The 25,434-nt window shown below is 52.4% G+C and carries 23 protein-coding genes; 7 read left to right on the plus strand and 16 right to left on the minus strand.

The genetic code is table 11. The features are described 5' to 3' along the window. Positions 1-12: 12 nt before the first annotated feature. Together U740_RS02340 and U740_RS02345 are read right to left on the minus strand one after the other, a co-directional pair. Positions 13-1,035 (minus strand): serine/threonine protein kinase, encoded by a 1,023-nt coding sequence (locus U740_RS02340; RefSeq protein WP_081890808.1) that lies wholly within the window; start codon positions 1,033-1,035, stop codon positions 13-15. Beyond that, positions 1,032-2,210 (minus strand): hypothetical protein, encoded by a 1,179-nt coding sequence (locus U740_RS02345; RefSeq protein WP_036858722.1) that lies wholly within the window; start codon positions 2,208-2,210, stop codon positions 1,032-1,034. Before U740_RS02345 ends, U740_RS02340 begins: the two co-directional genes overlap by 4 nt. A gap of 199 nt (positions 2,211-2,409) precedes the next feature. Here U740_RS02345 and U740_RS02350 point away from each other — a divergent pair, with 199 nt between their 5' ends. Further along, positions 2,410-2,694 (plus strand): hypothetical protein, encoded by a 285-nt coding sequence (locus U740_RS02350; RefSeq protein ID WP_152556773.1) that lies wholly within the window; start codon positions 2,410-2,412, stop codon positions 2,692-2,694. 48 nt (positions 2,695-2,742) lie between these two features. Here the strand turns inward: U740_RS02350 and U740_RS02355 are convergent, their stop codons facing one another. The 4 genes from U740_RS02355 to U740_RS02370 all read right to left on the minus strand — a co-directional run bounded on the left by U740_RS02355 (position 2,743) and on the right by U740_RS02370 (position 5,876). Then, on the minus strand, positions 2,743-2,961 hold the full coding sequence (locus U740_RS02355) for a DUF1653 domain-containing protein (RefSeq protein ID WP_036858725.1): 219 nt from the start codon (positions 2,959-2,961) through the stop codon (positions 2,743-2,745). A 58-nt stretch (positions 2,962-3,019) separates the two neighbouring features. Further along, positions 3,020-3,499 carry a peroxiredoxin gene (locus U740_RS02360; RefSeq protein WP_036858727.1) on the minus strand — a complete coding sequence of 160 codons (480 nt, stop codon included), beginning with the start codon at positions 3,497-3,499 and terminating at the stop codon, positions 3,020-3,022. A 93-nt stretch (positions 3,500-3,592) separates the two neighbouring features. Further along, the gene (locus tag U740_RS02365; protein ID WP_081890809.1) at positions 3,593-4,270 is read right to left on the minus strand and encodes a fumarylacetoacetate hydrolase family protein; all 678 of its coding nucleotides are present in this window, start codon (positions 4,268-4,270) and stop codon (positions 3,593-3,595) included. A gap of 205 nt (positions 4,271-4,475) precedes the next feature. Further along, positions 4,476-5,876, minus strand: a complete 1,401-nt coding sequence (locus U740_RS02370) for an FAD-binding oxidoreductase (RefSeq protein ID WP_036858728.1) — start codon at positions 5,874-5,876, stop codon at positions 4,476-4,478. Positions 5,877-5,978: 102 nt separating this feature from the next. Here U740_RS02370 and serA point away from each other — a divergent pair, with 102 nt between their 5' ends. Continuing rightward, positions 5,979-7,208, plus strand: a complete 1,230-nt coding sequence (gene serA, locus U740_RS02375; RefSeq protein ID WP_036858729.1) for a phosphoglycerate dehydrogenase — start codon at positions 5,979-5,981, stop codon at positions 7,206-7,208. 66 nt (positions 7,209-7,274) lie between these two features. On the opposite strand, the gene U740_RS02380 is transcribed toward serA, so the two are convergent. The 6 genes from U740_RS02380 to tkt form a co-directional block, all read right to left on the minus strand. After that, positions 7,275-8,273, minus strand: a complete 999-nt coding sequence (locus U740_RS02380) for an alpha/beta hydrolase (RefSeq protein ID WP_051921138.1) — start codon at positions 8,271-8,273, stop codon at positions 7,275-7,277. Continuing rightward, positions 8,266-8,496 (minus strand): DUF2798 domain-containing protein, encoded by a 231-nt coding sequence (locus U740_RS02385; protein ID WP_036858730.1) that lies wholly within the window; start codon positions 8,494-8,496, stop codon positions 8,266-8,268. Before U740_RS02385 ends, U740_RS02380 begins: the two co-directional genes overlap by 8 nt. A gap of 17 nt (positions 8,497-8,513) precedes the next feature. After that, positions 8,514-9,578, minus strand: a complete 1,065-nt coding sequence (gene fba / locus U740_RS02390; RefSeq protein ID WP_036858731.1) for a class II fructose-bisphosphate aldolase — start codon at positions 9,576-9,578, stop codon at positions 8,514-8,516. Between the two features lie 88 nt (positions 9,579-9,666). Continuing rightward, the gene (locus tag U740_RS02395; protein ID WP_272981595.1) at positions 9,667-10,833 is read right to left on the minus strand and encodes a phosphoglycerate kinase; all 1,167 of its coding nucleotides are present in this window, start codon (positions 10,831-10,833) and stop codon (positions 9,667-9,669) included. Positions 10,834-10,868: 35 nt separating this feature from the next. After that, the gene (locus U740_RS02400) at positions 10,869-11,891 is read right to left on the minus strand and encodes a glyceraldehyde 3-phosphate dehydrogenase NAD-binding domain-containing protein (RefSeq protein WP_036858732.1); all 1,023 of its coding nucleotides are present in this window, start codon (positions 11,889-11,891) and stop codon (positions 10,869-10,871) included. A 39-nt stretch (positions 11,892-11,930) separates the two neighbouring features. Then, positions 11,931-13,925: a transketolase gene (tkt, locus tag U740_RS02405; protein ID WP_036858733.1), complete on the minus strand. Its 1,995-nt coding sequence runs from the start codon at positions 13,923-13,925 to the stop codon at positions 11,931-11,933. A gap of 147 nt (positions 13,926-14,072) precedes the next feature. On the opposite strand from tkt, the gene U740_RS02410 reads away from it, so the two are divergent. From U740_RS02410 to U740_RS02430, 5 genes are read left to right on the plus strand one after another with little or no spacing between them, the layout of a single operon-like run. Continuing rightward, positions 14,073-15,077, plus strand: a complete 1,005-nt coding sequence (locus tag U740_RS02410; protein WP_051921139.1) for an ArsR/SmtB family transcription factor — start codon at positions 14,073-14,075, stop codon at positions 15,075-15,077. 31 nt (positions 15,078-15,108) lie between these two features. Next, the gene (gene metK / locus U740_RS02415) at positions 15,109-16,263 is read left to right on the plus strand and encodes a methionine adenosyltransferase (RefSeq protein WP_036858734.1); all 1,155 of its coding nucleotides are present in this window, start codon (positions 15,109-15,111) and stop codon (positions 16,261-16,263) included. Positions 16,264-16,290: 27 nt separating this feature from the next. After that, on the plus strand, positions 16,291-17,664 hold the full coding sequence (gene ahcY, locus U740_RS02420) for an adenosylhomocysteinase (protein ID WP_036858735.1): 1,374 nt from the start codon (positions 16,291-16,293) through the stop codon (positions 17,662-17,664). Between the two features lie 48 nt (positions 17,665-17,712). Next, positions 17,713-18,558 (plus strand): methylenetetrahydrofolate reductase [NAD(P)H], encoded by an 846-nt coding sequence (gene metF, locus U740_RS02425; RefSeq protein WP_036858736.1) that lies wholly within the window; start codon positions 17,713-17,715, stop codon positions 18,556-18,558. Beyond that, a complete protein-coding gene (locus U740_RS02430) occupies positions 18,551-19,285 on the plus strand; it encodes a 16S rRNA (uracil(1498)-N(3))-methyltransferase (RefSeq protein WP_036858737.1) in 735 nt (244 codons plus the stop codon). The genes metF and U740_RS02430 overlap by 8 nt, the downstream gene beginning before the upstream one ends. A gap of 154 nt (positions 19,286-19,439) precedes the next feature. On the opposite strand, the gene secB is transcribed toward U740_RS02430, so the two are convergent. The 4 genes from secB to U740_RS02450 all read right to left on the minus strand — a co-directional run bounded on the left by secB (position 19,440) and on the right by U740_RS02450 (position 25,288). Continuing rightward, complete coding sequence (secB, locus tag U740_RS02435) at positions 19,440-19,886, minus strand: protein-export chaperone SecB (RefSeq protein ID WP_036858738.1); 447 nt, start codon at positions 19,884-19,886, stop codon at positions 19,440-19,442. 271 nt (positions 19,887-20,157) lie between these two features. Continuing rightward, positions 20,158-20,658 (minus strand): acetone carboxylase subunit gamma, encoded by a 501-nt coding sequence (locus U740_RS02440; RefSeq protein ID WP_036858740.1) that lies wholly within the window; start codon positions 20,656-20,658, stop codon positions 20,158-20,160. 87 nt (positions 20,659-20,745) lie between these two features. Then, on the minus strand, positions 20,746-23,073 hold the full coding sequence (locus tag U740_RS02445; RefSeq protein ID WP_051921140.1) for a hydantoinase B/oxoprolinase family protein: 2,328 nt from the start codon (positions 23,071-23,073) through the stop codon (positions 20,746-20,748). 73 nt (positions 23,074-23,146) lie between these two features. Beyond that, positions 23,147-25,288 (minus strand): hydantoinase/oxoprolinase family protein, encoded by a 2,142-nt coding sequence (locus U740_RS02450; protein ID WP_036858741.1) that lies wholly within the window; start codon positions 25,286-25,288, stop codon positions 23,147-23,149. Positions 25,289-25,434: the final 146 nt, after the last annotated feature.

Here is a 25,434-nt window from a genome sequence, read left to right on the forward strand (position 1 = left end):
CTGTCAGCGGCGCTACATCACCTGTAGGGGCGGTTCTGCCATCGCGGCGAACTGCTCGCGCAATTCAAGAATGTGTTCACTCCAGTAACGCACCGTATTGAACCAGGGAAACCCCATGGGGAAGGCAGGATCGCTCCAGCGACGCGCCAACCAGGCCGCGTGATGAATAATCCGCAGTGAGCGAAAAGCTTCCACCAGCTGCAATTCGCGTGGGTGAAAATCAAAGAACTGATTGTAGCCGTCAATAATTTCCGATAATTGCGCTGTCTGGCGATCCCGGCTCCCGGACAGCAGCATCCAGATATCCTGAATGGCCGGTGCCATTCGCGCATCGTCCAGATCGACAAAATGTGCATTGTCATCACGCCACAGGATATTACCGGCATGGCAATCCCCATGAACCCGGATATAGTCGATGGAACCGGCATTGGCAATCGTTTGATCCACTGCCTGGAGCAGATCCCTCACCAGTGAGTCGTAGGCTTCCTTTAGCTCGGAGGGAATAAACTGTTTGCTGACCAGTGCTGCGGCTTCATGGCCAAAAATCCTGCTGGTCAGGGTTGGCCGGTACACAAAGGGGCGCACGGCCCCCACGGCGTGGATACGTCCCAGCAATTTGCCCAGCAAATAGAGATTATCGAGATTATCCAGCTCTGGACCATACCCCCCTTTCCTCGGGTACAGCGCAAAACGGTAGTCCTTGTATTCGAACAGGCTGCGCCCCCGCTCATCGCGAATGGGGGCCACCACGGGCAACTCATGGGCTTCCAGTTCAAAACAGAACTGGTGCTCTTCGAGGATCTGATCGTCGCTCCAGCGACCGGGGCGATAAAACTTGCCAATTAACGGCTGACGATCCTCTATGCCAATCTGGTAAACCCGATTTTCATAGCTATTGAGGGGGAATTGCCGCCCATCACAGTGATAACCAATGCTCTCCACTGCATCCATGACAATCTCAGGGCCGAGCCGATAAAACGGCTGCTCCTCAGGATTGGCAACATGAGTGACATCCTGCTGGTCATCGCCGTTCATGAAGAGGCAACATTGTGGTCTGTGAGTAGTTGCCTGCTGGTTCGAATAACATTTGCATACAAGAGTAATCCCAGCCCCCAAAGCACCATGCCTGACCACAGCAACCAATGCAGGAACTGCTCACCGACCAGTATCTCTGACACTGTCATCGCGCCCACAATCGCAAGCAAGGGTATAGCCAGAATCAGTGGTGAGAACCGCCCACTGCTGTCCAGTTTTGCCAGTAAACCCATCACATAGGCTGCGACAAAAAATCCGGCAGCACCCAGTAGACCATACGCCGTGAGATAACCGGTTTTGTCCGGTTTAACCTGCAATAAAAAAACGGCCACCAACACCAGCACCCCCGCCACAGCAACGGGCAGCAAAAAACCCAGGCGGGCCGCCAAAACTGCGCTCAGCAAAGCACCGCAGACTCTGGCCAGCAAAAGAAGCATGATCGCCGAAGCACCCAACCCCAATACCGGCTGCACTGTTTCAAACTGCAGTTGATGCGACGACCAGAACAGGCCACACCCCAAAAAGATCAACAACCCGGCCACTGCCACCTGAAGCAACTGTTTGTCGGCCTCACTGTTGCGACTGCTGAGCAGACTCAGACGTTTGGCGCCGCTGGTGGGCAGCAGGCGGCTCAGCAATACCGTCAGGAATGCCAACCCGGCCAGCGCCAATAGCACCTGCTTGGGGTCGATACCCGGTGCAAACGACGGCACCAGAAAAGTGAGCCCAGCAGCCGTCAGGGCCTGGACGAGAAGTGCCCAGGCAAAACTGCTGACCGGTTTCGCCGTATCGCCCAGACAACTGACCACCACACTCAGCCCGAAACCGGCAAAAAGACCCGCCAGACCATGGCAGACCATCAGCCACAGAGCGCCGGAGGCCAGAGCTGCTCCCGATAAGGCGAGGGCAGAGCCGAGCCCTCCAATCAAGACCAAACGCCGCCAATCACCCAAACGGATAAAAAATAATGCCAGTCCCGAGGCCAGCAGTGCCCCTGCCGAAAAGAGTCCCGGTAACAGCCAGTGGTGCAATGACACAGCCGCCGCCAGGTCCTGCTGAAAATAGGGCAACGCCTGCCAGTAAAATGACAGACACAACCCCACCAGTATGGCTATCAAGCGCACACCAAAACGGTTCACATCCACACGTTTCTTTTCAAACAGAATTGAAGACATTTCCGTTATCCGCCCCTCGCTTTGAAAGGGGGGTACTTTGCTGCCTGCAGAAATAAATGTCCAGATGGATTTATTGTAATGAAACGACTGGCCGACCTGGCTGTGGTGACATCAATTTGTCACAGCAACTTCATTTTTCTGACATAGAGGCTTGCTAGCCTCGTCAGCGAATATGAAAAGAAATGAAAAGGAAAAAGCCATGAACAAGGTACAACAAACAAAACAGAACGAACCCTCTATCAACAACTTGATGCGCGAACAGGCCGCCAACTTCTTTGTTGAGGTAACAGGCTCCGGCGAACGTATTTACCACTGGATTGATACCCGGGTAGATATGTTGTCCAGCACCAAGCTTTGGGAAATTTTGCGTATCTCGGAAATACCCGGCTGTGATCTGGAGGCGGCTTTCATCAATGCGATTACCGATGAGCTGATTCGCCGCACCGATTATTTTGACGGTCGCCCACAGCTGCCGAGGCACTGACTGGCAGAACCGGGAGTTCCGGTAACCGCTATCTTCAGAGCAGCAATACTATTCGTTGCTCAAGCCCACGAATGCAAACCGCTTCATCGTTACCCCATTCCGTTCGACCATCTCGTCGAACATGGCCAGCGGGCGAACCCACAGCTGGCTCTCGCCATAAAGTGGCCGATAGACCACATGCCAGTCACCGGTTTCACTGTGACGGGCCAAACCGGTCACCTCATACAAGTTACCCTTGAAATGTCGGTAACGTCCCAGCGGAATCAATGTCCCGTCACTCCAAAAAACCTCCCGAGGGCTTTGACCCAGAGGATATTAAACTGAACTAAAGGACCTCAAGGATCTTTTCTGCGGCACTGACATCGACCTTGCCCTCAGGTTCTATCGCCAGATGAGTCACCACCCCATCCTCTGCAACCAGGGCAAACCGCTGGCAGCGCATACCCATACCGTGACCAGTGGCATCCATCTCGAGACCCATTTTTTTGGTGAATTCGCCATTGCCATCGGCCAGCATCATTAGCGCGTCGGCATTCTGATCCTTGCTCCAGGCACCCAACACAAAGGCGTCATTGACCGCCATACAGACAATGGTATCGACCCCTTTTGCCTTGATACGATCCGCGTGGGTCACATAACCCGGCAGGTGGCTGAGAGAGCAGCCGGGGGTGAATGCCCCTGGCACGGCAAAAAGCACAACCTTTTTACCCTTGAAGACATGATCAGTGGTGATATTTTCCGGACCCTTTTCACCCGGGGTTTTGAGAGTCAAAGCGGGAATAGTGTCGCCAACAGAAATAGTCATAACTACACCTTAATTATCCATAATAGAAAACTTGATCCGGCACACAAAACCGAAAAGAGAAAGGATTCGGCATGGAACGCCGGTCGCCACGTATCAGCGTGCCACCACTTCGGTAGACACGGCAATCAGGTCACCCAACTCTACCAAAAGCTGGTCACCGGGGGCCAGAGGGCCAACGCCGGCGGGCGTGCCGGTGAGGACAATGTCGCCAGGCATCAACGTAAAAAAACCGGAGATATAGGCGATCAGCTGCGCAACCGGTGTCAACATCATGGCGGTACTGCTCTGCTGGCGCAAGTCACCATTGACCGTCAATCGTATTGGCAAGTCCTGCAGATCGGTGACCCGGGCACGATCCACAAATGCAGAAGTGGGGCAGGCCCCATCAAAGGCCTTGGCCTTATCCCAGGGAAGCCCTTTCTGTTTGAGTTGCGATTGCAGCTCGCGCAGGGTGAGATCCAGCGCCACACCAACCCCGGCAATCGCAGCGTCGGCCTCCTGTTCGCTGCACTGGCTCAGTTGTTCGCCAATCAGCACCGCCATTTCTATCTCATGGTGGCAGGCACCCAGGGTAGTCGGTATCGCAATCGGTTGTTCCAGAGATGCCAACGCCGTCGATGGCTTCAGGAACAATACCGGCTCGGCGCCGGGCTGGCTGTTCATCTCGCTGATATGATCCCGGTAATTAAGCCCCACGCATACCACCTTGCCCGCGGGAATCTGCCCGGAAAGGCCATCAGCAAAATGAATACAGTGATCAAAGTAATGCATTGTCGAGCCCCTTTCTGTCGCTGAGTGCAAACCAACCCCTGACGATCCGATAGACATAGCAGATGTAGACCATTTGCGTGAGATACCTCAACTACCCGCTCGCTTGAGGCACGGCCTTTTTCACTGTTCCGTCCGAAACGGTAAGCCGCGTCGCATACCCTAGCTGTGACGGCACATTCTCATCCGATATCAGTGGAGCCTCTGGTCAGACTGCATCAAATATCTTGCCCGGATTCATGATGCCATTGGGGTCGAACACCTGCTTGACCTGTCGCATCAACTGCACTTCTGTGGCGGAGCGCGAGTATTCAAGGTAATCCTTTTTCAACAAACCGACGCCGTGTTCGGCAGAGATACTACCGTTGAATTGCCCCACCAGCGCTGCGATCTGCTTGCTGGCCACGCTGCATTGTCCGGCGAACTGCTCCACAGGCAGGTCATCCGGTTTCAGAATGTTCAGGTGCAGATTGCCATCGCCGATATGGCCGTACCAGACCAGCTCGAAGTCCGGGTATTCCCTGGCCGCCAGTGATTCCACCTCGGCGAGAAATTCCGGCATGCGCGAAACATTCACGCTGATATCATTTTTATAGGGCTTCCAGCGGGACAGGGTCTCCGACATATCCTCGCGCAATTTCCAGAGATTCTCCGCCTGCGAGAGGCTCTGACTGATGACGCCATCAAGTACCCAGCCCTCCATGACGCAGGTTTCAAACAGCGCCATCGCCTGATCCAGCTGAGTCTCGGACAGCGCCTCGAATTCCACCAGTGCATAAAACGGTGCTTCAGATTCAAAAGGTGCGGGCACCTCGCTGTGGGCCAATACTTTTTCCATACCATTGTGGGTAAAGAATTCGAAGGCCGTCAGCTCCATGCCATCGTTGTAGGTTTTCAGGACATCGATAATACTGGGGAAATCCACCACCCCCAACACCAGCACACTCAACTCCTTTGGTGGCCGGGTGAGCCCAATGGTGGCCTCGGTGATGATGCCCAAAGTGCCCTCGGAACCAATAAACAGGTGCCGGAAGTCCAGACCCGTATTGTTCTTCACCAGGCCGTGATTCAGCTCGAGGATATCGCCATTGCCACTGACCACCTTCAGGCCAAGCACCCAGTTGCGGGTCATGCCGTAGCGAATGACTTTGATACCGCCGGCATTGGTCGCAATATTGCCGCCAATCTGGCTGGAACCGGTCGAGGCGAAATCAACCGGATAGAACAACCCCTGTTGCTCGGCAAACGCCTGCAACTGCTGGGTGATCATGCCCGCCTGCACCGTTACACTGCGATCAATGGCATTGAATGCCACCACCTCGTTCATCCGGTCCAGCACCAGGACGATCTCACCGTTCAGGGCCACAGCGCCGCCACTAAGGCCTGTGCGGCCTCCTGAGGGAACCACTGCGATGCGCTCGGCATTGGCCAGCTGAATAATGGCCTGCACCTCCTCGGTGCTCCCCGGCAATACCACGACGCCAGGTGACGGCGTCCAGAGAGTCGTGCGATCGACACCGTACTGCTGAAATGAAGTTTCATCCGTCAGCACACGCTGCTGACCGACGATCTCACGTAATTTCTCAATGACCGGGGGGGCAACAGTCATCTGGCGGACCTCCACAAAAAGGGGCAGTTATCGAAGGGCGTGCATGGTATCATAGCCGCCTTTTTTTCAGGTAGCAGTACGGGCCACCCAACCGAGGAGTGTATGGTCAATTTTTCTCTCGATAAGTCCAAGATCAAATTTCTCCTGCTTGAGGGCGTGCATCCCTCTGCGGTAGAGACACTCAAAGCTTCTGGCTACAGCAACGTCGAGTATCTTAAAGCGGCGCTGTCAGAAGAACAGCTGATCGAAAAAATCCGGGACTTCCACTTCGTCGGGATTCGCTCCCGCACCCAACTCAACCGCCAGGTATTTGAAGCGGCCAGACGGTTGATCGGCGTGGGCTGTTTCTGCATCGGCACCAATCAGGTGGATCTGCAGGCAGCCACAGAACACGGCATAGTGGTATTTAACGCGCCCTACTCCAATACCCGCAGTGTCGCAGAATTGATTATTGCTGAGACCATCATGCTGATGCGCGGCATTCCCGAAAAGAATGCTGCTGCCCACCGCGGTGACTGGCTCAAGACTGCCACAGCCTCTCACGAAGTACGAGGTAAAACCCTCGGCATTGTTGGCTACGGCAATATCGGCAGTCAGCTCAGCGTCATGGCCGAATCCATGGGCATGCGGGTGAAGTTTTACGATGTTGTCACCAAGCTCCCCCTAGGCAATGCTGAACAGGTCGGTTCTCTCAGGGAGCTATTGGAACTGGCCGATGTGGTTTCACTCCACGTACCCGACAACCCCGCCACGCGCAACATGATTCGTGCAGAACAGCTTGCTGCCATGAAAACCGGCGCAATCCTGATCAATGCCGCTCGCGGCAAAGTAGTGGATATTGATGCACTGTGCGACCGACTGGAAAACAAACAACTCGGTGGTGCAGCCATTGATGTTTTCCCGGTTGAGCCGAAGTCCAACCAGGAAGAATTTGTATCGCCTCTGCGCAAGTATGACAACGTCATATTGACACCGCACATTGGCGGCTCCACCCAGGAAGCGCAGGAAAATATTGGCCTGGAAGTCGCTGAGAAACTGGTCAGGTACAGCGATACCGGTGCCACCATCAGCGCTGTCAACTTTCCCCAGGTATCGCTGCCTTCCCACAGTGGTGCCCACCGTTTGTTGCATGTACACCACAATGTGCCAGGCGTTATGACGGCCATCAACCATGTGTTTTCAGACAACAACATCAATATCAGCAGCCAATATTTGCAGACCAATGAATCCGTTGGCTATGTGGTGCTGGACGTGGACAGGGAATACAGTGATGTGGCACTGAAGGCGTTAAAGGCCATTGATGGCACCATTCGCTGCCGGGTTTTGTTCTAGGATCTCACCAGAGACCGGTGGACACCGACCTGTCGGGTCTGCCGGTTCTTCTCACTACTCTGCCGCCTACCCCTCACCGAGCGACTTGAATACCCGGTCGCGCATGTAATCGACTTCATTGACCAGATGGTGCCGGGCACCGGGAATCAACACCAGTTCAAAATTGGGGAATTTTTTGCGGATCGACGCCACGTTATAGCGCCAGTCCACCGTGCCGTCACAATCGCCCTGAACCACCCTTAATGGGTAGTCACTGGGCGGCAGGGCGGCAAATTCCTCTGTCCAGCGCTTCATCGATGCCACCCACTCAATGGGAATGTAGTTGTACTGTAACGGATCATTGTTGATCAGAAATTCGTTAAATGCCTCGTTGGTGGTATTGGGGCGGAATGTCCGGGATACTTTTTTCAGTACCCGGTGAAAAAGTTTGTAGGTACGCAGGCTTTTCATCCACTCCCTGGGCCGGATGAGCGGCGCCAGCACAGTGACAGCAGTGAGATCATTCGGGTAGTGGTAGGGTTTGGCCGCCATGACATACTTCATCAGAATAGCGCCTCCCGTGCTTTGACCAATCCCTTTCCAGGGTCTGGGAAAACTGCTCACGCATTTTTGTAACAGGTCGGAAAACACATCCACGTAACGATCAAAACTGTCGATACTGACCCGCTCGCCACTGGACAGGCCATGCCCCGGCAGATCAAATGCCACTACAGCATAATCCCGCTGCAGCAGGTAGTGAATCAAATGGCCATAAAGCCCGACATGATCAAAGTAACCATGCACCAACAGGTAGGTGCCACGCGGACGCTCCGGCAACCAGTAATGGGTGGCGAGCTGGAAATCGCCGGAGGCGAAGGTACCCATGCAATGACTGACTACCGTCAACGAGTCTGGCGGTATCAGCCCGTAGTGACGCAGGTAAGCCATTTCGTCTGGCGTCTTGTCCCGCCGATCCTGCTCAGAGTCAAATGTCAGCGGCAACAAACCACTGCTCACGCGTTCCAGCAGAGCATCATGCAAAGACTCTCGAGTGTCAGTCACGCAGGGCAACTGATTGTCACCCATCTTTTTTAATCACCAGACTGACCAGCCTGCTCACCAGGGGCGCCACCACCAGCACCGCCGGGAACGCAACCACAAACGCAAAGCCCCATGCATGAAGCCAAATCTGCAGAATATTGTCCACCAGACCGACATTAAAAATACTGATCACCAGGGACATCAGACAGGACATCAGCCCTGCCATAAAAAAGGCAAACACCAGATGCTGATACTTACTAGGGATCATTGTTCTGCCCCGTCTGCCTAATTGACCTGGGGATCCAGTTCGCCGGACTGGTAACGCTCGGACATTTTATCCAGGTTGTAGGGCCTGATTTTGCCGGCATTGCCCGCGGTACCGAAGGACTCATAGCGGGCCACACAAATCTCTTTCATGGCATCCGTGCTCGCCTTCAGGTATTTGCGCGGATCAAACTCGGATTTATGACTCGCGAGAAACCGGCGCACGGCACCCGTAGAGGCCAGACGCAAGTCAGTATCTATATTGATTTTGCGCACCCCGTACTTGATACCCTCAACAATTTCCTCCACAGGCACACCGTAGGTTTCCGCAATATCGCCGCCAAATTCATTAATGATTTCCAACCAGTCCTGTGGCACAGAGGAGGACCCGTGCATCACCAGATGGGTATTGGGGATCCGGGCGTGAATCGCTTTGATTCGCTCGATAGCGAGGATATCGCCCGTAGGCGGACGGGAAAACTTGTATGCCCCATGGGACGTACCAATGGCTATCGCCAACGCATCAACCGCAGTTCGCGACACGAAATCCGCAGCTTCCTCTGGATCCGTCAGCATCTGTTCGTGGGACAACATCCCCTCAGCACCGACACCATCTTCCTCACCGGCCTGACCTGTTTCCAGCGAACCCAGACACCCCAGCTCACCCTCGACGGAAACTCCGCCAGCATGTGCCATGTCAACTACACGCCGAGTGACATCAACATTGTACTCATAGGAGGCCGGTGTCTTGCCGTCCTCCTGAAGGGAACCATCCATCATCACGGAGCTGAAGCCCAGCTGGATAGACCGCTGGCAGATTGCCGGGCTGGTGCCATGATCCTGATGCATGCAGACCGGTATATGGGGGAACTCCTCAATCGCCGCCAGAATCAGGTGACGCAAAAAAGGCGCGCCGGCGTATTTGCGCGCACCGGCTGAAGCCTGCACGATCACCGGGGAATCCGTCTGATCTGCGGCTTCCATAATGGCGCGCATCTGTTCCAGGTTGTTGACATTGAATGCCGGCACGCCATAGCTGTGCTCAGCAGCATGGTCCAGCAACTGTCGCAGTGAAATAAGTGCCATGTAATTATCCTTCCATCCTGTTTGGTTACTTGCCGCCGGGGAATGGCTTTTCAGCACTCACCGGGTGCCGTGAAAAACTGGTCTGCCGTCAAGAGGTCGCACGCGACTCAAGCATCGCCACTGCGGGCAGGGTTTTACCTTCCACATATTCCAGAAAAGCTCCCCCACCAGTTGAAATGTAGGAAACCCTGTCGGCAATGCCGTATTTGTCGACTGCTGCCAGCGTATCGCCACCGCCCGCTATCGAAAACCCGTCATTGGCGGCAATGGCATTGGCGATGGCTTCGGTTCCGGCACCAAACTGGTCAAACTCAAAAACACCCACCGGGCCATTCCAGATAATTGTACCTGCACCTTCGAGTATTTCGGTCAACACCTTGATGGTATTCGGACCAATATCAAGGATCATATCGTCTTCCGCCACATCCGCCACCGCCTTCAGCGTCGCTTCGGCCGTGGCGGAAAACTCGCCCGCGACGACCACATCGCTGGGCAGTGGAATGCTTGTTTTGGACATCAACTGTTTGGCCTCGGGCAGGAGATCGTGCTCACAAAGGGATTTGCCGACAGGTAGTCCCGACGCGGCGAGAAAGGTATTGGCAATACCACCCCCGACGATCAGCTGATCCACTTTTTCTGACAGTGTTTCAAGCACGGTCAGCTTCGTGGAAACCTTGGCACCTCCGACGATAGCCACCAGCGGACGAGCGGGATTGGCCAGTGCTTTTTCCAGTGCCTCCAGCTCGCCCGCCAGCAGTGGGCCGGCGCAAGCCAGTGGCGCAAACTTTGCGACACCGTGGGTGGAAGCCTGGGCGCGATGAGCCGTGCCGAAGGCATCCATGACAAAAATATCACAAAGCGATGCATAGGCTTTCGCCAGCACCTCATCATCCTTTTTCTCGCCGGCGTTAAAGCGCACATTCTCCAGCAATATCAATTGCCCATCCTGCTCGATACCCTTTTGCCAATCGCGAACAAGCGGTATCTCTCGCCCCAGCAAGACACCCAACCGGTCGGCCACCGGTTGCAAGGAAAACTCGGCATCAAACTGCCCTTCGACCGGACGTCCAAGATGGGACATCAGGATGACCGTGGCACCGGCCTGGAGCGCCAATTCAATAGTGGGTAGCGTTGCCCGCAATCTGGCATCGGATGTAACAACACCATTGCGGACAGGGACATTGAGGTCTTCACGAATCAGCACCCTCTTGCCCGTCAGGTTCAGATCCGTCATCTTGAGTACATTCAATGGCATGGTGATTACTCTGTCTCTGCTTATTGTATTTCAGGTTATTTGGACCCGGAAATGGACAGCCAGTGATTTACCAGCTCCACCATCCGGTTGGCGTAGCCCCACTCGTTATCAAACCAGAGCAGCACTTTCACCAGATGCCGTTGGCTGACCCTGGTCTGCCCCGCGTCCACGATACCGCTGCGTGGATCATGGTTGAAATCACAGGAGGCCAGTGGCTCCTCGGTATAACCGAGTATGCCGGTCAGCTCAGTGTCAGCGGCAGCCGCCAGCACCCGGTTTATGGTAGCGACATCGACGTCTGTATTGAGCAATATGGAAAGATCAATCGCAGACACATTCAACGTGGGAACACGCATGGCCTGAGCTTCAAAACGGCCCTTGAGTTCCGGCAGCAGGCGGTCGATGCCTCGCGCCAACTGGGTGTCCACCGGAATAATGGATTGCATCGCAGCACGGGTTTTACGCAAGTCTGTGTGATGGTAGGCATCGATAACGGGCTGGTCATTCATAGCCGAGTGAATTGTGGTGATCACCCCACCCTCTACTCCAAACACCCGTTGGAGGGTTTTAATCACCGGGATCACACAATTGGTGGAACAGGAGGCATTGGATATTACCGTCTCTTCACCGGTCAGGATCCCCTCATTGACACCCAACACGATGGTGGCATCAACGGTTGCTTCAGCCGGCTGGGAAAACAACACTTTCTTTGCTCCCGAACGCAGATGCCCCTCGGCAGTCTGACGATCAGTGAACGTGCCGCTGCATTCCAGCACCACATCCACTCCCAGTTCACCCCAGGGAAGGCTGGCAATATCCTCACGGTGATAGACCGAAATGGCATCGCCATTGACTGTCAGGGTATCGCCCAGAACCTCTACTGTCCCGGGAAAACGGCCATGGGTGGAATCGTATTTGGTCAGGTGGGCGATGGTCTTGCAGTCAGCTGGTTCGTTTATGGCAATGACCTGGATGCGTTCGCGGAACCCGGACTCATAGAGAGCCCGCAAGACCGAACGGCCTATTCGACCATAACCATTAATTGCCACACGAATCATTGAGCTGAATTCTCCTTTATCGGCGACGCGACGTCCCGCCTACAATACGGCTTTGACAGCTTCAACCACATTCTCCACGGTGAAACCAAACTGCTTCATCAGCTGATCACCGGGAGCAGACTCCCCAAAGGTGGACATGCCAACTACCCTGCCATCGAGGCCTACGTACTTGTACCAGTAATCCCGGTGCCCTGCCTCCACGGCTACCCGCACTCTAACCTCGGGCGGCAACACACTGTCCCGATAGGCTGAGTCCTGAGCGTCAAATAATTCAGCACAGGGCATGGAAACGACCCTTACCGCCACCCCCTTGCTTCTCAACTCTCCGGCAGCATCCATAGCCAGTGACACTTCTGAACCCGTCGCAATCAGTATCGCCTTGGGCTTGCCATCGCAGTCTTTCAGCACGTAACCACCGCGCTGGATATTGTTCAGTTGAGCTTCGGATCGCGACATCGGGGCCAGGCCCTGCCGGGAAAAGACCAGAGCACTTGGACCGTTCTTGCGAACAATTGCCTGCTTCCAGCTCACCGCCGCTTCCACTGTATCGCAGGGGCGCCAGGTGTGCAGATTGGGGGTTGCCCGAAGTGCTGTGAGCTGCTCCACCGGCTGATGGGTGGGGCCATCTTCGCCCAACCCGATGGAGTCGTGGGTATAAACAAAAATGCTTCGTTGTTTCATCAAGGCGGCCATACGCACCGCGTTCCTGGCGTATTCCATGAACATCAGGAACGTGGCGCCATACACGACAAAACCACCGTGCAGCACAAGGCCATTCATGATAGCGCTCATACCAAATTCGCGAACGCCATAATACAGGTAGTTCCCCGACGCATCGTCAGCAGTGATGCCCTGGCAACCGGACCACAGTGTGAGATTGGATCCAGCCAGGTCTGCAGAACCACCCAGCAGTTCAGGCAGCAGTGGCCCAAACGCATTGAGACAGTTTTGCGAGGCTTTGCGGGAGGCCACTTTTTCCATGGCTTGCTGACACTGGTGAATATAGGCATCGGCCTGATCAATAAATGTCGCCGGCAGGTCCCCTTTGATACGCCTGATAAATTCAACCGCCAAATCGGGGTGTGCAGCCCGGTAGCGCTCGAGCTTCTCCTGCCAGTCAGACTGGGACTTACTACCCTTTTCACAGGCATTCCAGCCGCGATAAATCTCGTCTGGCACATCAAAGGGGCCATGGTTCCATTGCAGTTGTTGGCGGGCCAATGAAATTTCTTCAGCACCCAGAGGAGCTCCGTGACAATCTTCCTTACCCTGCTTGTTTGGCGAGCCAAAACCGATGATCGTTTTACAGCAAATCAGGGTGGGCTTTTCCTCATCCATTCTGGCAATTTCGATGGCCGCTTTGATGGCAGTGGCATCATGGCCATCCACATCAGGGATTACCTGCCAGCCATAGGCCTCAAAACGGGCCGGGGTGTCATCGGTAAACCAGCCAGCCACTTCACCGTCGATGGAAATGCCGTTGTCATCATAGAAGGCAATCAGCTTACCCAGCTTGTGAGTTCCCGCCAGAGAACTGACCTCATGGGATATCCCCTCCATCAGGCAGCCATCACCGAGGAAACAGTATGTGTAGTGGTTGACGATATCGTGACCCGGGCGGTTGAACTGGGCTGCCAGAATTTTCTCAGCCAAAGCCATACCCACGGCATTGCTAAGCCCCTGCCCCAACGGACCCGTGGTCGTCTCAACCCCCGGGGCATAGCCATATTCCGGGTGGCCAGGTGTTTTTGAGTGCAATTGCCGAAAATTTTTGAGTTCATCCAGTGGCAAGTCGTAACCACTCAGATGCAACAGGGAATACAGCAGCATAGAGCCGTGGCCATTGGACAAGACAAACCGGTCACGATTAGCCCAGGAGGGGTCAGCCGGGTTGTGTACCAGGTAGTCGTTCCACAACACCTCAGCGATATCCGCCATCCCCATGGGGGCACCGGGGTGACCACTATTGGCTTGTTGAACTGCGTCCATACTCAGGGCGCGGATGGCATTGGCTAGATCACGTCTGGAAGGCATTTGGAACAGGCTCCTGGAGGGCAAATCGGGGAAATCGAAAGGGGCGCTATTTTCTCGTACTCGCGCTGCACAGTAAACAACCAATAACATGCTACACCTATATCAAACTATTTTGATATAGATTTTCAGCTGTGTTAAAGTCGCCCCATGATCACCAGCCCTCAATCCGCCACCCGGGATTCTACCGGGTCAGATACCGACTCACTGGCCTCTCTCTGCAAGGCGGCCGGTGATCCCCTGCGAGTGGATATCCTCAGGGTATTGCGACACAACGCCTACGGCGTACTGGAATTAAGTGAAATTCTGGATATTGGTCAGTCCGGGATGAGTCATCATTTAAAAATACTCACAAAAGCGGGTCTGACCGCCACCCGCAGGGAGGGCAATAGCATTTTTTACCGGCGATCACCGATACCGGAGGAACCACGACTTCAGTCGTTACACCGCGCTCTGTTCGCCGCCATTGACCAGACTGAACCCAGCCTAAAATTGCAACGACGCATACAGCATATCAATGATGAGCGGACCCGGGCATCGACTGTTTTTTTTGAACAGAATGCAGACCGGTTTCACAGCAATCAGGATTTGATTGCCAGCTTCGATCAATATGGTGAGCCCGTCACGGACTTTCTGGATGCAACACGGGGATTCCGAGGCACGGTACTTGAGGTTGGCCCCGGGGAAGGAAGCTTTTTACCTGCGCTCTCCCTGCGCTTTGATCAAGTTATTGCATTGGATACATCGGCGGAGATGCTCAACCGCTCGCGTGAATTTGCCGAATCACGCAATCTGGCGAATATACAGTTTATCCACGGCGATACCAGACTTGCTGTCGAGCATTCTCTCAACCCTGATTACATTACCCTTAACATGGTACTGCACCACACCTCGGATCCAGCGCTGATTTTTAAACATCTCGCCGAGCTCCTAGTACCAGGTGGAGCGCTGATCGTGACTGAGCTCTGTCATCACGATCAAAGCTGGGCCCGCGAAAACTGTGGCGATCTATGGCTTGGCTTTGAACCGGAGGATCTCAGCAGTTGGGCATCAGCTGCGGCCCTGACTGAAGGAGAAAGCCTGTTTCTGGCCCAACGCAATGGCTTTCAGGTTCAACTGAGACAATTTTTTAAACCCAATCCCAATCGGAAGTAGCTGATGCTAATCAGCACAGGAACCGCTACCTATGTCAAATTACAACTTGTTCACCTCTGAATCCGTTTCCGAAGGCCACCCCGACAAAATGGCCGACCAGATCTCCGACGCCATTCTTGATGCCATTCTGGCCGATGATCCCAATTCCAGAGTGGCCGTGGAAACCATGGTAAAAACCGGAATGGCCATTATTGCCGGAGAAGTGCGTACCAACACGTATGTCGACCTAGAGGAAATTGTTCGCGGCGTCATTCTGGATATTGGTTATAACAGTTCGGATGTGGGCTTTGATGGCGCATCCTGTGCTGTATTGAATGCCATCGGCAAACAATCCCGCGATATCGCCATTGGCGTTGACGAGGCCAACGAGAAAGAACTGGGTGCAGGTGATCAGGGACTGATGTTTGGTTATGCCAGCGACGAGACCGATGTCCTGATGCCCGCCCCGATCTATTTCGCCCATAGGCTGGTAGAGCGCCAGGCGCAGTTGCGCAAAGATGGCGTATTGCCCTGGCTAAGACCCGATGCCAAGAGTCAGGTGACCCTGCGTTACGCTGATGGCAAACCAGTGGCAGTGGACGCAGTTGTGTTGTCGACACAGCACGCACCCAGTATTTCCCAAGCCAATTTGCAGGAGGCCGTCCGAGAGGAGATCATCCAGCACGTGCTCCCTGAAGAGTGGCTCCACAAAGGTACCCGCTACCACATCAACCCTACCGGTCAATTCATCATCGGCGGCCCCATGGGTGACTGCGGACTCACTGGCAGGAAGATTATCGTTGATACCTATGGCGGTATGGCGCATCACGGTGGCGGGGCCTTCTCCGGCAAGGATCCCTCCAAAGTTGATCGCTCGGCCGCTTATGCCGGGCGTTACGTTGCAAAAAATATTGTCGCTGCCGGGCTGGCCGAGCGTTGTGAAATTCAGATCTCCTACGCCATTGGAGTCACTGAACCCACGTCGATCAGCGTCAACAGTTTTGGTACGGGCAAATTGACGGATGATGAAATCGCACTGCTGATCCGCGAAAACTTCGATTTGAGACCCCAGGGTCTGATAGAAATGCTCGACCTCAAACGCCCCATTTATCGGCCAACTGCCGCCTACGGCCACTTCGGTCGCGAGCTTGATAATTTTACCTGGGAAAGAACCGATAGGGCTGAAAGCCTGAAACGCGCTCTGTAATTCTCATTTAACAAACAGGAATTCACTATGACAACCATGGCCATTAAAAACGATTACAAGGTTGCAGACATTTCCCTCGCCGAGTGGGGCAACCGTGAAATTTCCATTGCTGAAACCGAGATGCCGGCGCTGATGGCTCTCCGAGAAAAGTATCGTGCAGAACAGCCCCTCGCTGGCGCAAAAATTCTCGGTTGCATTCATATGACGATTCAGACAGCCGTACTAATCCAGACACTGGAGGCACTGGGAGCCCAGGTGCGCTGGACATCCTGCAATATCTTTTCCACTCAGGATCACGCTGCCGCAGCTGTTGCAGCAAATGGTACGCCGGTTTTTGCCTGGAAAGGTGAAACAGAAGAAGAGTACGAATGGTGCCTGGAACAGCAAATTCTCAAGGAGGGTTCTCCCTGGGAAGCGAATATGATTCTGGATGATGGCGGCGATCTCACCGCCATGCTTCATGAAAAGTTTCCTCAGGTGCTCAAGGGAGTGCATGGCGTTACTGAAGAAACTACGACCGGCGTGCACCGTCTCTACGAGATGCTGAAAAAGGGTGAACTTAAAATACCTGCCATCAATGTCAATGACTCCGTGACCAAGTCGAAAAATGACAATAAATACGGGTGTCGTCACAGCCTCAATGATGCGCTGAAACGCGCCACTGACCATTTACTGTCTGGCAAGAAAGCACTGGTGATTGGATACGGTGATGTGGGCAAGGGCTCTGCCCAGTCGCTCCGTCAGGAAGGCATGATCGTCAAGGTGACCGAAATAGACCCGATCTGCGCCATGCAGGCCTGCATGGACGGTTTCGAGGTCGTCTCTCCCTATCTAGAAGGGAATCCCGAAAATGGGGTTAATTCAGCGTTGTTAGCAACGACAGACCTGCTCGTCACCTGCACCGGGAACTACAATGTTTGCGATGCCGACATTCTTCACGCGCTGAAATCCGGTTGCGTTGTTTGCAACATCGGTCACTTTGACAATGAAATCGACACCAGTTACATGCGCAAAAACTGGCTGTGGGAGGAAATCAAACCCCAAGTTCATAAAGTTTATCGAAACCGTGACACCAATGACCACCTGTTGCTGCTCTCTGAGGGCCGACTGGTAAACCTTGGCAATGCCACCGGTCACCCGAGTCGTATCATGGATGGCTCTTTTGCCAATCAGGTTCTGGCCCAAATTCACTTATATCAGCAAAAATTTGCCGACTGCGACCAGTCTACAAGACAGGCCTTGTTGCGCGTTGAGGTATTACCCAAGAAGTTAGACGAAGAGGTGGCTGCCCACATGGTGTCCGGCTTTGGCGGTGTACTGACAAAGCTGAAACCCACACAAGCTGCCTATATCAATGTGCCACTAGATGGGCCATTCAAGGAAGACAGTTACCGTTATTGATTACTGGATCAGCAAATTTTTCATTGCCGTAGGGATAATTGATCAGCCATGAATGATCGACATTTAAGTTTTGAATTTTTTCCACCGAAAACACCTGAAGGACGCGAAAAACTGCGCTTTGTACACAGTCAGCTGGCCCGGTTCAATCCCGAGTTTTTCTCTGTGACCTATGGTGCGGGAGGCTCCACGCGTGACCACACCCGGGATATCGTTCTTGAAATAAACCGGGCCGGTTCAAATGCCACGCCACACCTATCCTTTGGCGGGGACAGCAAGCAATCGGTTTTATCCCTGCTGGAAACTTACCGTGAAGCTGGCATACGCCGTATCGTAGCCTTGCGTGGTGATCTACCCTCTGGCATGGGCGGCTCAACACAACTCGTCTATGCCAATGAATTGGTTCAGTTTATTCGTGAACATTTCGGTGATACGTTTGAATTGCTTGTAGCGGCCTACCCGGAGATTCATCCTGAAGCCGAAAGCTATAAGAAAGACATTTATTGGCTCGGCCAAAAATTTTTGGCGGGGGCGAGTCGTGGTATCACCCAATATTTTTATAACATTGATGCATATTTTTATTTCCGCGATCAGTGCCTTGCAGCGGGGATTCAGAGCCCGATAATCCCCGGTATTATGCCAATTACCAATTATCAGAACCTTATCCGTTTCTCCGATAATTGTGGTGCCGATGTGCCCCGTTGGATCAGACAACAATTGAAATCCTATGGTACGGATGCTGCCAGTATTCGTGCTTTTGGCCTGGATGTTGTCTCCCGGCTTTGCGAAAAACTTTTGGCGGAAGGAGCACCCGGTCTACATTTTTATACTATGAACCAGGCTGACACCTGCACGACTTTATGCCGTAATTTAGGATTCCCCATAACAGATGCGTGATATCAGAGTATTCATTGACCAACCTCTGACGGCAGATACTGAAATAGTGCTTGAGGAACACAGTGCACATCATTTGACCGTAGTGTTGCGCCTCAAGGCAGGAGCCAAGATTGTTCTATTTAATGGAACTGGTGGGGAATACAAGGCCACGCTGGGCCAAATCACTGGCAAACATGTCCGCGCTTTAATCTCCGATTTCACAGACACCAACAGACAATCACCCCTGTATATTTCACTCGGCATAGGCTTGTCTCGCGGTGATCGTATGGACTGGGTTATTCAAAAAGCAACGGAAGTTGGTGTTGCTGAAATTACACCGCTTTTTACTGCTCGCAGCGAGGTTCGCCTCAAGGGTGATCGTGCTGATAAAAAAATCCGGCACTGGCGCAAGATAGCCATTAATGCCTGCGAGCAAAGCTACAGAAATATCCCTCCCATAATTAACGCTCCGACATCTCCCGACCTCTGGTTTCACTCTTTAGCTACGGACAAAAAATTTGTGATGCATCACCGCAGCGAAAAAACTGTGACTGACCTCCGCAGCCAGCAAGTTAGTAGTACCGCGTTACTCATAGGTCCAGAGGGCGGACTCACAGACGCTGAGATATCATCATCACTGCATAGTGGTTTTGAACCACTAACAATAGGTCCTCGTGTCTTGCGGACCGAAACAGCGCCCATCGTCGCAATCACGCTGCTGCAATCTCTTTGGGGAGATTTCAGCTGACAGACACTCTTTTGCAGCCTATAAATCTCAGTGTGGTTTCCTCTCGTATATATATCATCCACAAAAAACGCTGATCAGTTTTGATCAGCGTCCACGACATTGTATTCCAATGGATCTACTACACAACAATATAATTTGAGGCCTTAGCCCCTAGTTATTGAGCAAGTTGTGCTTTTTTGTCTTTATACAATGCATCAAAGTTGACCGGTGCCAACATGAGAGGAGGGAAACCGCCCTTCAGCAGCATATGGTCTACAGTCTCACGCAAGTAAGGAAACATAATAGCCGGGCATGCCGAACCCAATGCCTCTTCAAGACGCTCATCTGGGAAGTTGCCAATCAAAAACGAAGCAGCCTGATCAATCTCTAAACGAAAAGCAATTTGCTCTGCATTTTTTGCCGTAATTGAAATCGACAGAATCACTTCATACCTGTCTTCTTCGAGTTTCTGGTCCTTGATATCAAGATCCAGAGTCACTTCTGGTTTCCAGTCCGTCTTAAATACAGAAGCAGGATTGGGTGCTTCATAGTCATTTTTCTTCAGATAAATCTTCTGCATTGAAAAATGTGGCGTCGTTTGCGCTTTTTCATTCTGAGACATATTTTTTCCTCTGTATGTCGCACAGGATAACAGATCACCAAACAAACATGCGCAGCCTGTTTATTGTGTCATCGATACCTTTTTTGAATAGTCTGCCGGCCCGATACAATTCAGATCGAGTTTCAGGCGGCGTAAAAGGGGGAGTGTAATACATTTGCCAGCCAACCAATATCCTAACAGTCAGCGCATCACTTTTATCGTAGAAACTTCTAACTAAAATTTTATACCAGACATAAAAAAGGTCCCGGCCAAAGGCCGGGACCCAGCACCATTAGATCTTAGCCGGTGCAGGCATATCCAACCATTCGAAGAAAGTCTTCAGGTCAGGCTGAATATCATGCATAACAGGGTACCAAGGAGTTGGTGCTTCCACATCATGCATAATACCGCACGACGGGCAGTAGTACTCACGGTATACCTGCCAGTTGGTGTCCGGAGCCATCAACTCTGGATAAACTTCTTTCATCTTTTCCACATTGTCACGCACATAAATCAATGCGTTAAGTTTCCAGTTTTTGCTGTAATGACCAAATTCATGGCCACAATCGCACTTGATGAGGATTTCCTGATCTTTGGAGGACTCAACAATGTTCAGGTGAGGACCAACGGCCAGAAGGATTTTGTCATCATAGGAAACATTTTCCTGGAGCACTTCCATGTACAGTTTGTAACGAGCTTCGTCTTTCGGCATGGACAGCATCAGGTGAACTGTATCCCAATCCAGAGTGCCTTTGACCAGGTCACTAACCTGCTTCTTAGTGTAAGTAGACATAACTAAACTCTCTTATATTCTGTCAATTCGTCAAGTGATAGGGTGAACCACCGAAGTGGCCACCCTGCTCATAGGCAGATTAATACCTTATTCTTCTACCATGATCACTGGATGGACGTCGGGCAGGTCACCAATATCAATATTGTGTCTTGCACCGTACATCGGGGTACCCAGCTCTTCTTCAGGCAGTTCCCAATCAGCAGGAAGATCCCAGAATTCCTTGAATTCGGCAAGGAATTTGGCTGACAGATAGAAGCTTGACGCAAACATCTGCTGGACTGCCAAAGATGCATCTTTATCGATGATCCTGGCGCGCTCTGTTTCCATCCACTCACGCACTGGAACACCGCGGCCAATACGTTCTTTGCGGATTTCAGCCTGACGAGCTTTGGTTTTCGCTGCATCAATGGTGTAAACACCTTCGTCATCTTTGGTGAACACTGCACCGTAGATTTTTACAGCGAACTCTTCCATCAGGAAGTTTTGGTTAAGGTCTTCCTGGATAGAAGAAATTTCACGATCCAGCGGATCACCAAAACCAGGGCCACCGCGCAGATAGTTCAGGTACAGGTCACCATTATCGAACATGTCTTCAGTGGTAATACACTGCTTGTCACGCTTAACAATAGCATCCGGGCCGAGGTGTTTTTCGTATTCACAGAGTGAAGGATCACGATCCTGACCAAGTGGCAGAGATTTACCTTCGGCGATACGCTCTTTCAAGCCTGTGTTATGAGCCTCAAAACGGTAGCCGGTAGCTGACGGATAACCACCCATCAGGCCCCAGTCACTGTTCATGTACCCATTGCCCATGAAGAACATGGTCCAGTCAGCCGAGTTCCAAACCATACGCAGGGTTTCATAACCCAGACCACCGCGGTACTTACCATAGCCGCCAGTATTGGTTTTGATACGACGACCCATGTACAACAGCGGTTCAGCCAGTTCCCAGATCTCGATATCACCCATGTCACCTTCAGGGTTCCAGATCGCAGCAGCGTGATTCAGGCCATCTTTCATAGCACAGGCACCAGTACCACAAGCCGCAGTTTCGAAGCTGTTAACCGCGTGAACTTCACCGTCCTGGTTCACACCACCACCTTGCAACCAGTTACAAGGGTTGGAGTTACCGGCGTTAACTTCTTCCAGATAACCGCGGGCGAAGTACGTACGGCTGATGCCGCGCCACAAGGAGCTCCAAGATGACACCAAGAAGTGCCACGCGTCAGCGTGTGCTGTACGGCGATCCTTCGGGTTGGTCCAGGTTCCTGCAGGGCAACGGAACTCAGTCGCGTAACGAGGGCCATCGTTAATACGTTCGGTAGGAACCAGAGACTGGGTCATCATTACCCAGATACCGGAGGTGAACGCAGTGGGGTTGGTATTATAGGTATGCCAGCCCCAGCGGCTGCAGCCTTCGAAATCAAGGCGCCAGGTGCCATTGGCTTTCACAGTGATTTCACAAGGGGCGTGCATGATGGAGTCCATTTTTGCAAAAGTGGACGGTACATGGACATCCGGGTGGCTGTAAGGAACGTCGACAAAAGCAACTGTCTTCACTGTACCTGGCACACACATTGCCTTGATACGCTTAACCAGGCCACGGCGACCGTCTTCAATCACCTCATACATGAATTTTTCGACGGCTTCCACACCTTCTTCTTCAATAACTTCAGTAAGCATTTTGCGGATCATGTGGCAGCCGGCAATACGGGTTTTCTCATCGAGAATCCAGTATTTGGTCGTACGAATATTGCGTTGACTTTCGTGCAGATAGTCACGCAGAGGGGTATCGTTGATACCTGTTTTGCGACAGCTGATCTGAATGCCATCACCAAAACGCTGGATTTGGCCATTTGACATGGAACCAGGACCCACGGCACCAGTATCAATTACGTGAGTCATGCCGCCGACCCAACCTCTCAGGTATCCATCATAGAAGATAGGTACGATAGTTGCGATATCACAGGGGTGAACGTTACCAACCTGACAATCGTTGTTGGTGAACATGTCACCATCGGCGATACCGGGGTTGCTTTCCCAGTCATTCTGAATCATGTATTTGATCGCTGCACCCATGGTACCCACGTGAATGATGATACCTGTAGAGGTGGCAACACAGTCACCGGCAGGGTTGTACAGGGTAAAGCAAAGTTCACCTTCCTGCTCAACAATGGGCGATGCGGCAATTTTCTTGGCCACTTCACGAGAGTTAACCAAACCCGCACGAACTTTGGAGAAGATACGCTCGTAACCGATTGGATCTTTGTCCTTGAATTCGAGGGTTTCGTGACCGTTATAGAAACCAGTTTTGGCTGTACGCTCCTGAATGGCATTACGGTGGTCGTTTAGAGTCAAGCCGCTTTCAAGCAGTTGACCGTGGGTGTTACCCAACGCATTTTTCATAATAGTCATAATTATTCCTCTGTATCTTTTTCGTCTATGTAATCGACGTTAGCAGTTATCTTTAGTAGATATTCGCTATTTATTAAACCTCGATCAGGTGGAACAGACGGTGTCCATCCAACCAGGTTTCAAAACCAGTCGGGATTACATATGTAGTTGCATCAGACTCAATAACTGCTGGCCCGGTAATTCTGTTGCCTGGCAACAGGGTTTCCATTTTGTAGAGTTTTGCAGTAACCCATTTACGACCATAGTAGAACGGACGCTCTCCAATTACTGCTTCAGCTGGAGGATTCGGACCGGCATCTGGTTCAGAAGGAATGCTTGGCTTCTTGGTTTCAACAGATCCACGCATGATAGCAGCAGTCACACCAAACCCAAGCTCAGGAGAACGAGCAGCGTCGGCATATACCCGGCCATAGGTTTCATCAAAAGTGGCAACCAGCTTATCCCAGTCTTCCGGAGAACCGATATCAGAAAGTGGTGAGCTCATTTCCAGGTCGTTCAGCTGACCCAGATACTGCATGCGGTAACCGGGGGTGAGTGTGACGTCATCTTCGGTAAACCCGTTAATCTTGAACTCTTCCATTACTTTGTCTGCCAGCTCTTTCCAGCAAGCACCCAAGGTGTTCACAGCTTCCTGCTTTTCGGCAGTTGTCGAGTCTTTGGTGATACCGATATCTGTACTCTTATCATAGCGGTATTCAAAGTCTGCAGTAGCACAACCAAATGCAGAGAAACCAGCAGCCCAAGCAGGAACGATAGTTTCTTTAAAGCCGAGACCCATGGTATAGCCATAGGCGTGAACCGGACCACCACCACCGTATGAGAAGCATACGAAGTCACTGGGGCTGTAGCCCTTGGCACTGATCATAGCGCGCAAATGCTGACGCAAGGAAAGGTCAAGCAGCTCAATCACACCAGCAGCCGCATCTTCCAGAGACATACCGAGGGGATCAGCGATCTGTTCTTTGACGCACTGCTTAGCACGTGGAACGTCCAGCTCAAGAATACCGCCGAGGAAGTTATCGGGGTTCAGGTAGCCCAAGATGATGTGACAGTCAGTTACAGACACTGTGTCAACACCACCGGCAGGCCAGCAAGTACCAACGCGATAACCGGCACTGTCAGGGCCGAGTTTCAGGGAGTTACTGTAGGGATCGATACGAACGAAGCTACCGGCACCCGCACCAATAGTATCCATGGATACCAGCGGCAGAGACAGTACCAGTCGAGCGCAATCGCCGTCCTGATGCATGGACACTTTGCCTTTAACAATCAGCGCCATGTCGAAACTGGTACCACCGATGTCAGAACAAGCAACGTTTTCGTAACCGAGCTGCTCAGCGAGGTAACGAGAACCCATCACACCACCGATAGGACCGGACACCAGTGTACGAGCCAGTTCTTTAGCCTTCCAGCTGATGGTACCGCCGTGGCTGGCCATTACGCGTACGTCATATTTAGCACCGACGTCTTTCATGCGCTGGCTAAGGTTAGCCAAAATTTTGCGTGAAGGCTCAGCAGCGTAGGCTTCCAGCAACGTTGTGTTGGTACGGTGAGTTTCTTTACGAACCGGGTAGTAGTCGACAGAAGCAAATACCGGAATGTTAGAGCCCATCTCTTTGATAACCTCGAGACACACATCGCGAACCGCGCGTTCATGTGTACCATTAAGGTAAGAGCTCAGGAAGCTGATCACAATGGCTTTACAGCCTTGCTCGACCAACTCACGGGCAGCTTCACGGGCCTCATGCAGACGAACAGGAATTACCACACCGCCTTTGGAGTCAACACGCTCGGTAACACCGCGAGTGTCATGGATGTGCGCCAGAGGCTCATCATAACGGTGAGTGTTGAGGTGGAGACGGTCTTCAAATGCGTAACCCAGATAACACTGGATAGCACGACCCATGCGATGGAAGTCTTCAAAGCCCTTACTTACGATCAGACCAGTGCGAAGACCCTTGCGACCTACAACGCGGTTAAGCATCGCGGTACCAGAGAATACGCAGGTGACCATTTGCGGGAAGACTTCTTCAGGAGTTGTGTCCCAGTGAGCCAGTGCATCAACACTGGACGTCAGCACCGCGTTGGCTTCATCGACGTCACTTTGTGCTTTACCGACGACGAAGGTGCCATCTGCACGCACAAAAAAAGTATCGGTCATCGTGCCACCGGCATCGATACCCAGAACTTCAACGGGATTGGTTAAATCATTCAAGTGTATATCCTCTTATGTTGATTACTTCTACCCCTGCCCACCTTAATTTGATTTGCTTTTTATAGTTAATACTACAAATCATTCGTGGACTGAGGAGCCCTCGCATACGACTATAGCAATAGCCGTGCCAATAAAAATTTATTGTT

It is taken from the genome of Porticoccus hydrocarbonoclasticus MCTG13d (assembly GCF_000744735.1).
Classification (GTDB): domain Bacteria; phylum Pseudomonadota; class Gammaproteobacteria; order Pseudomonadales; family Porticoccaceae; genus Porticoccus; species Porticoccus hydrocarbonoclasticus.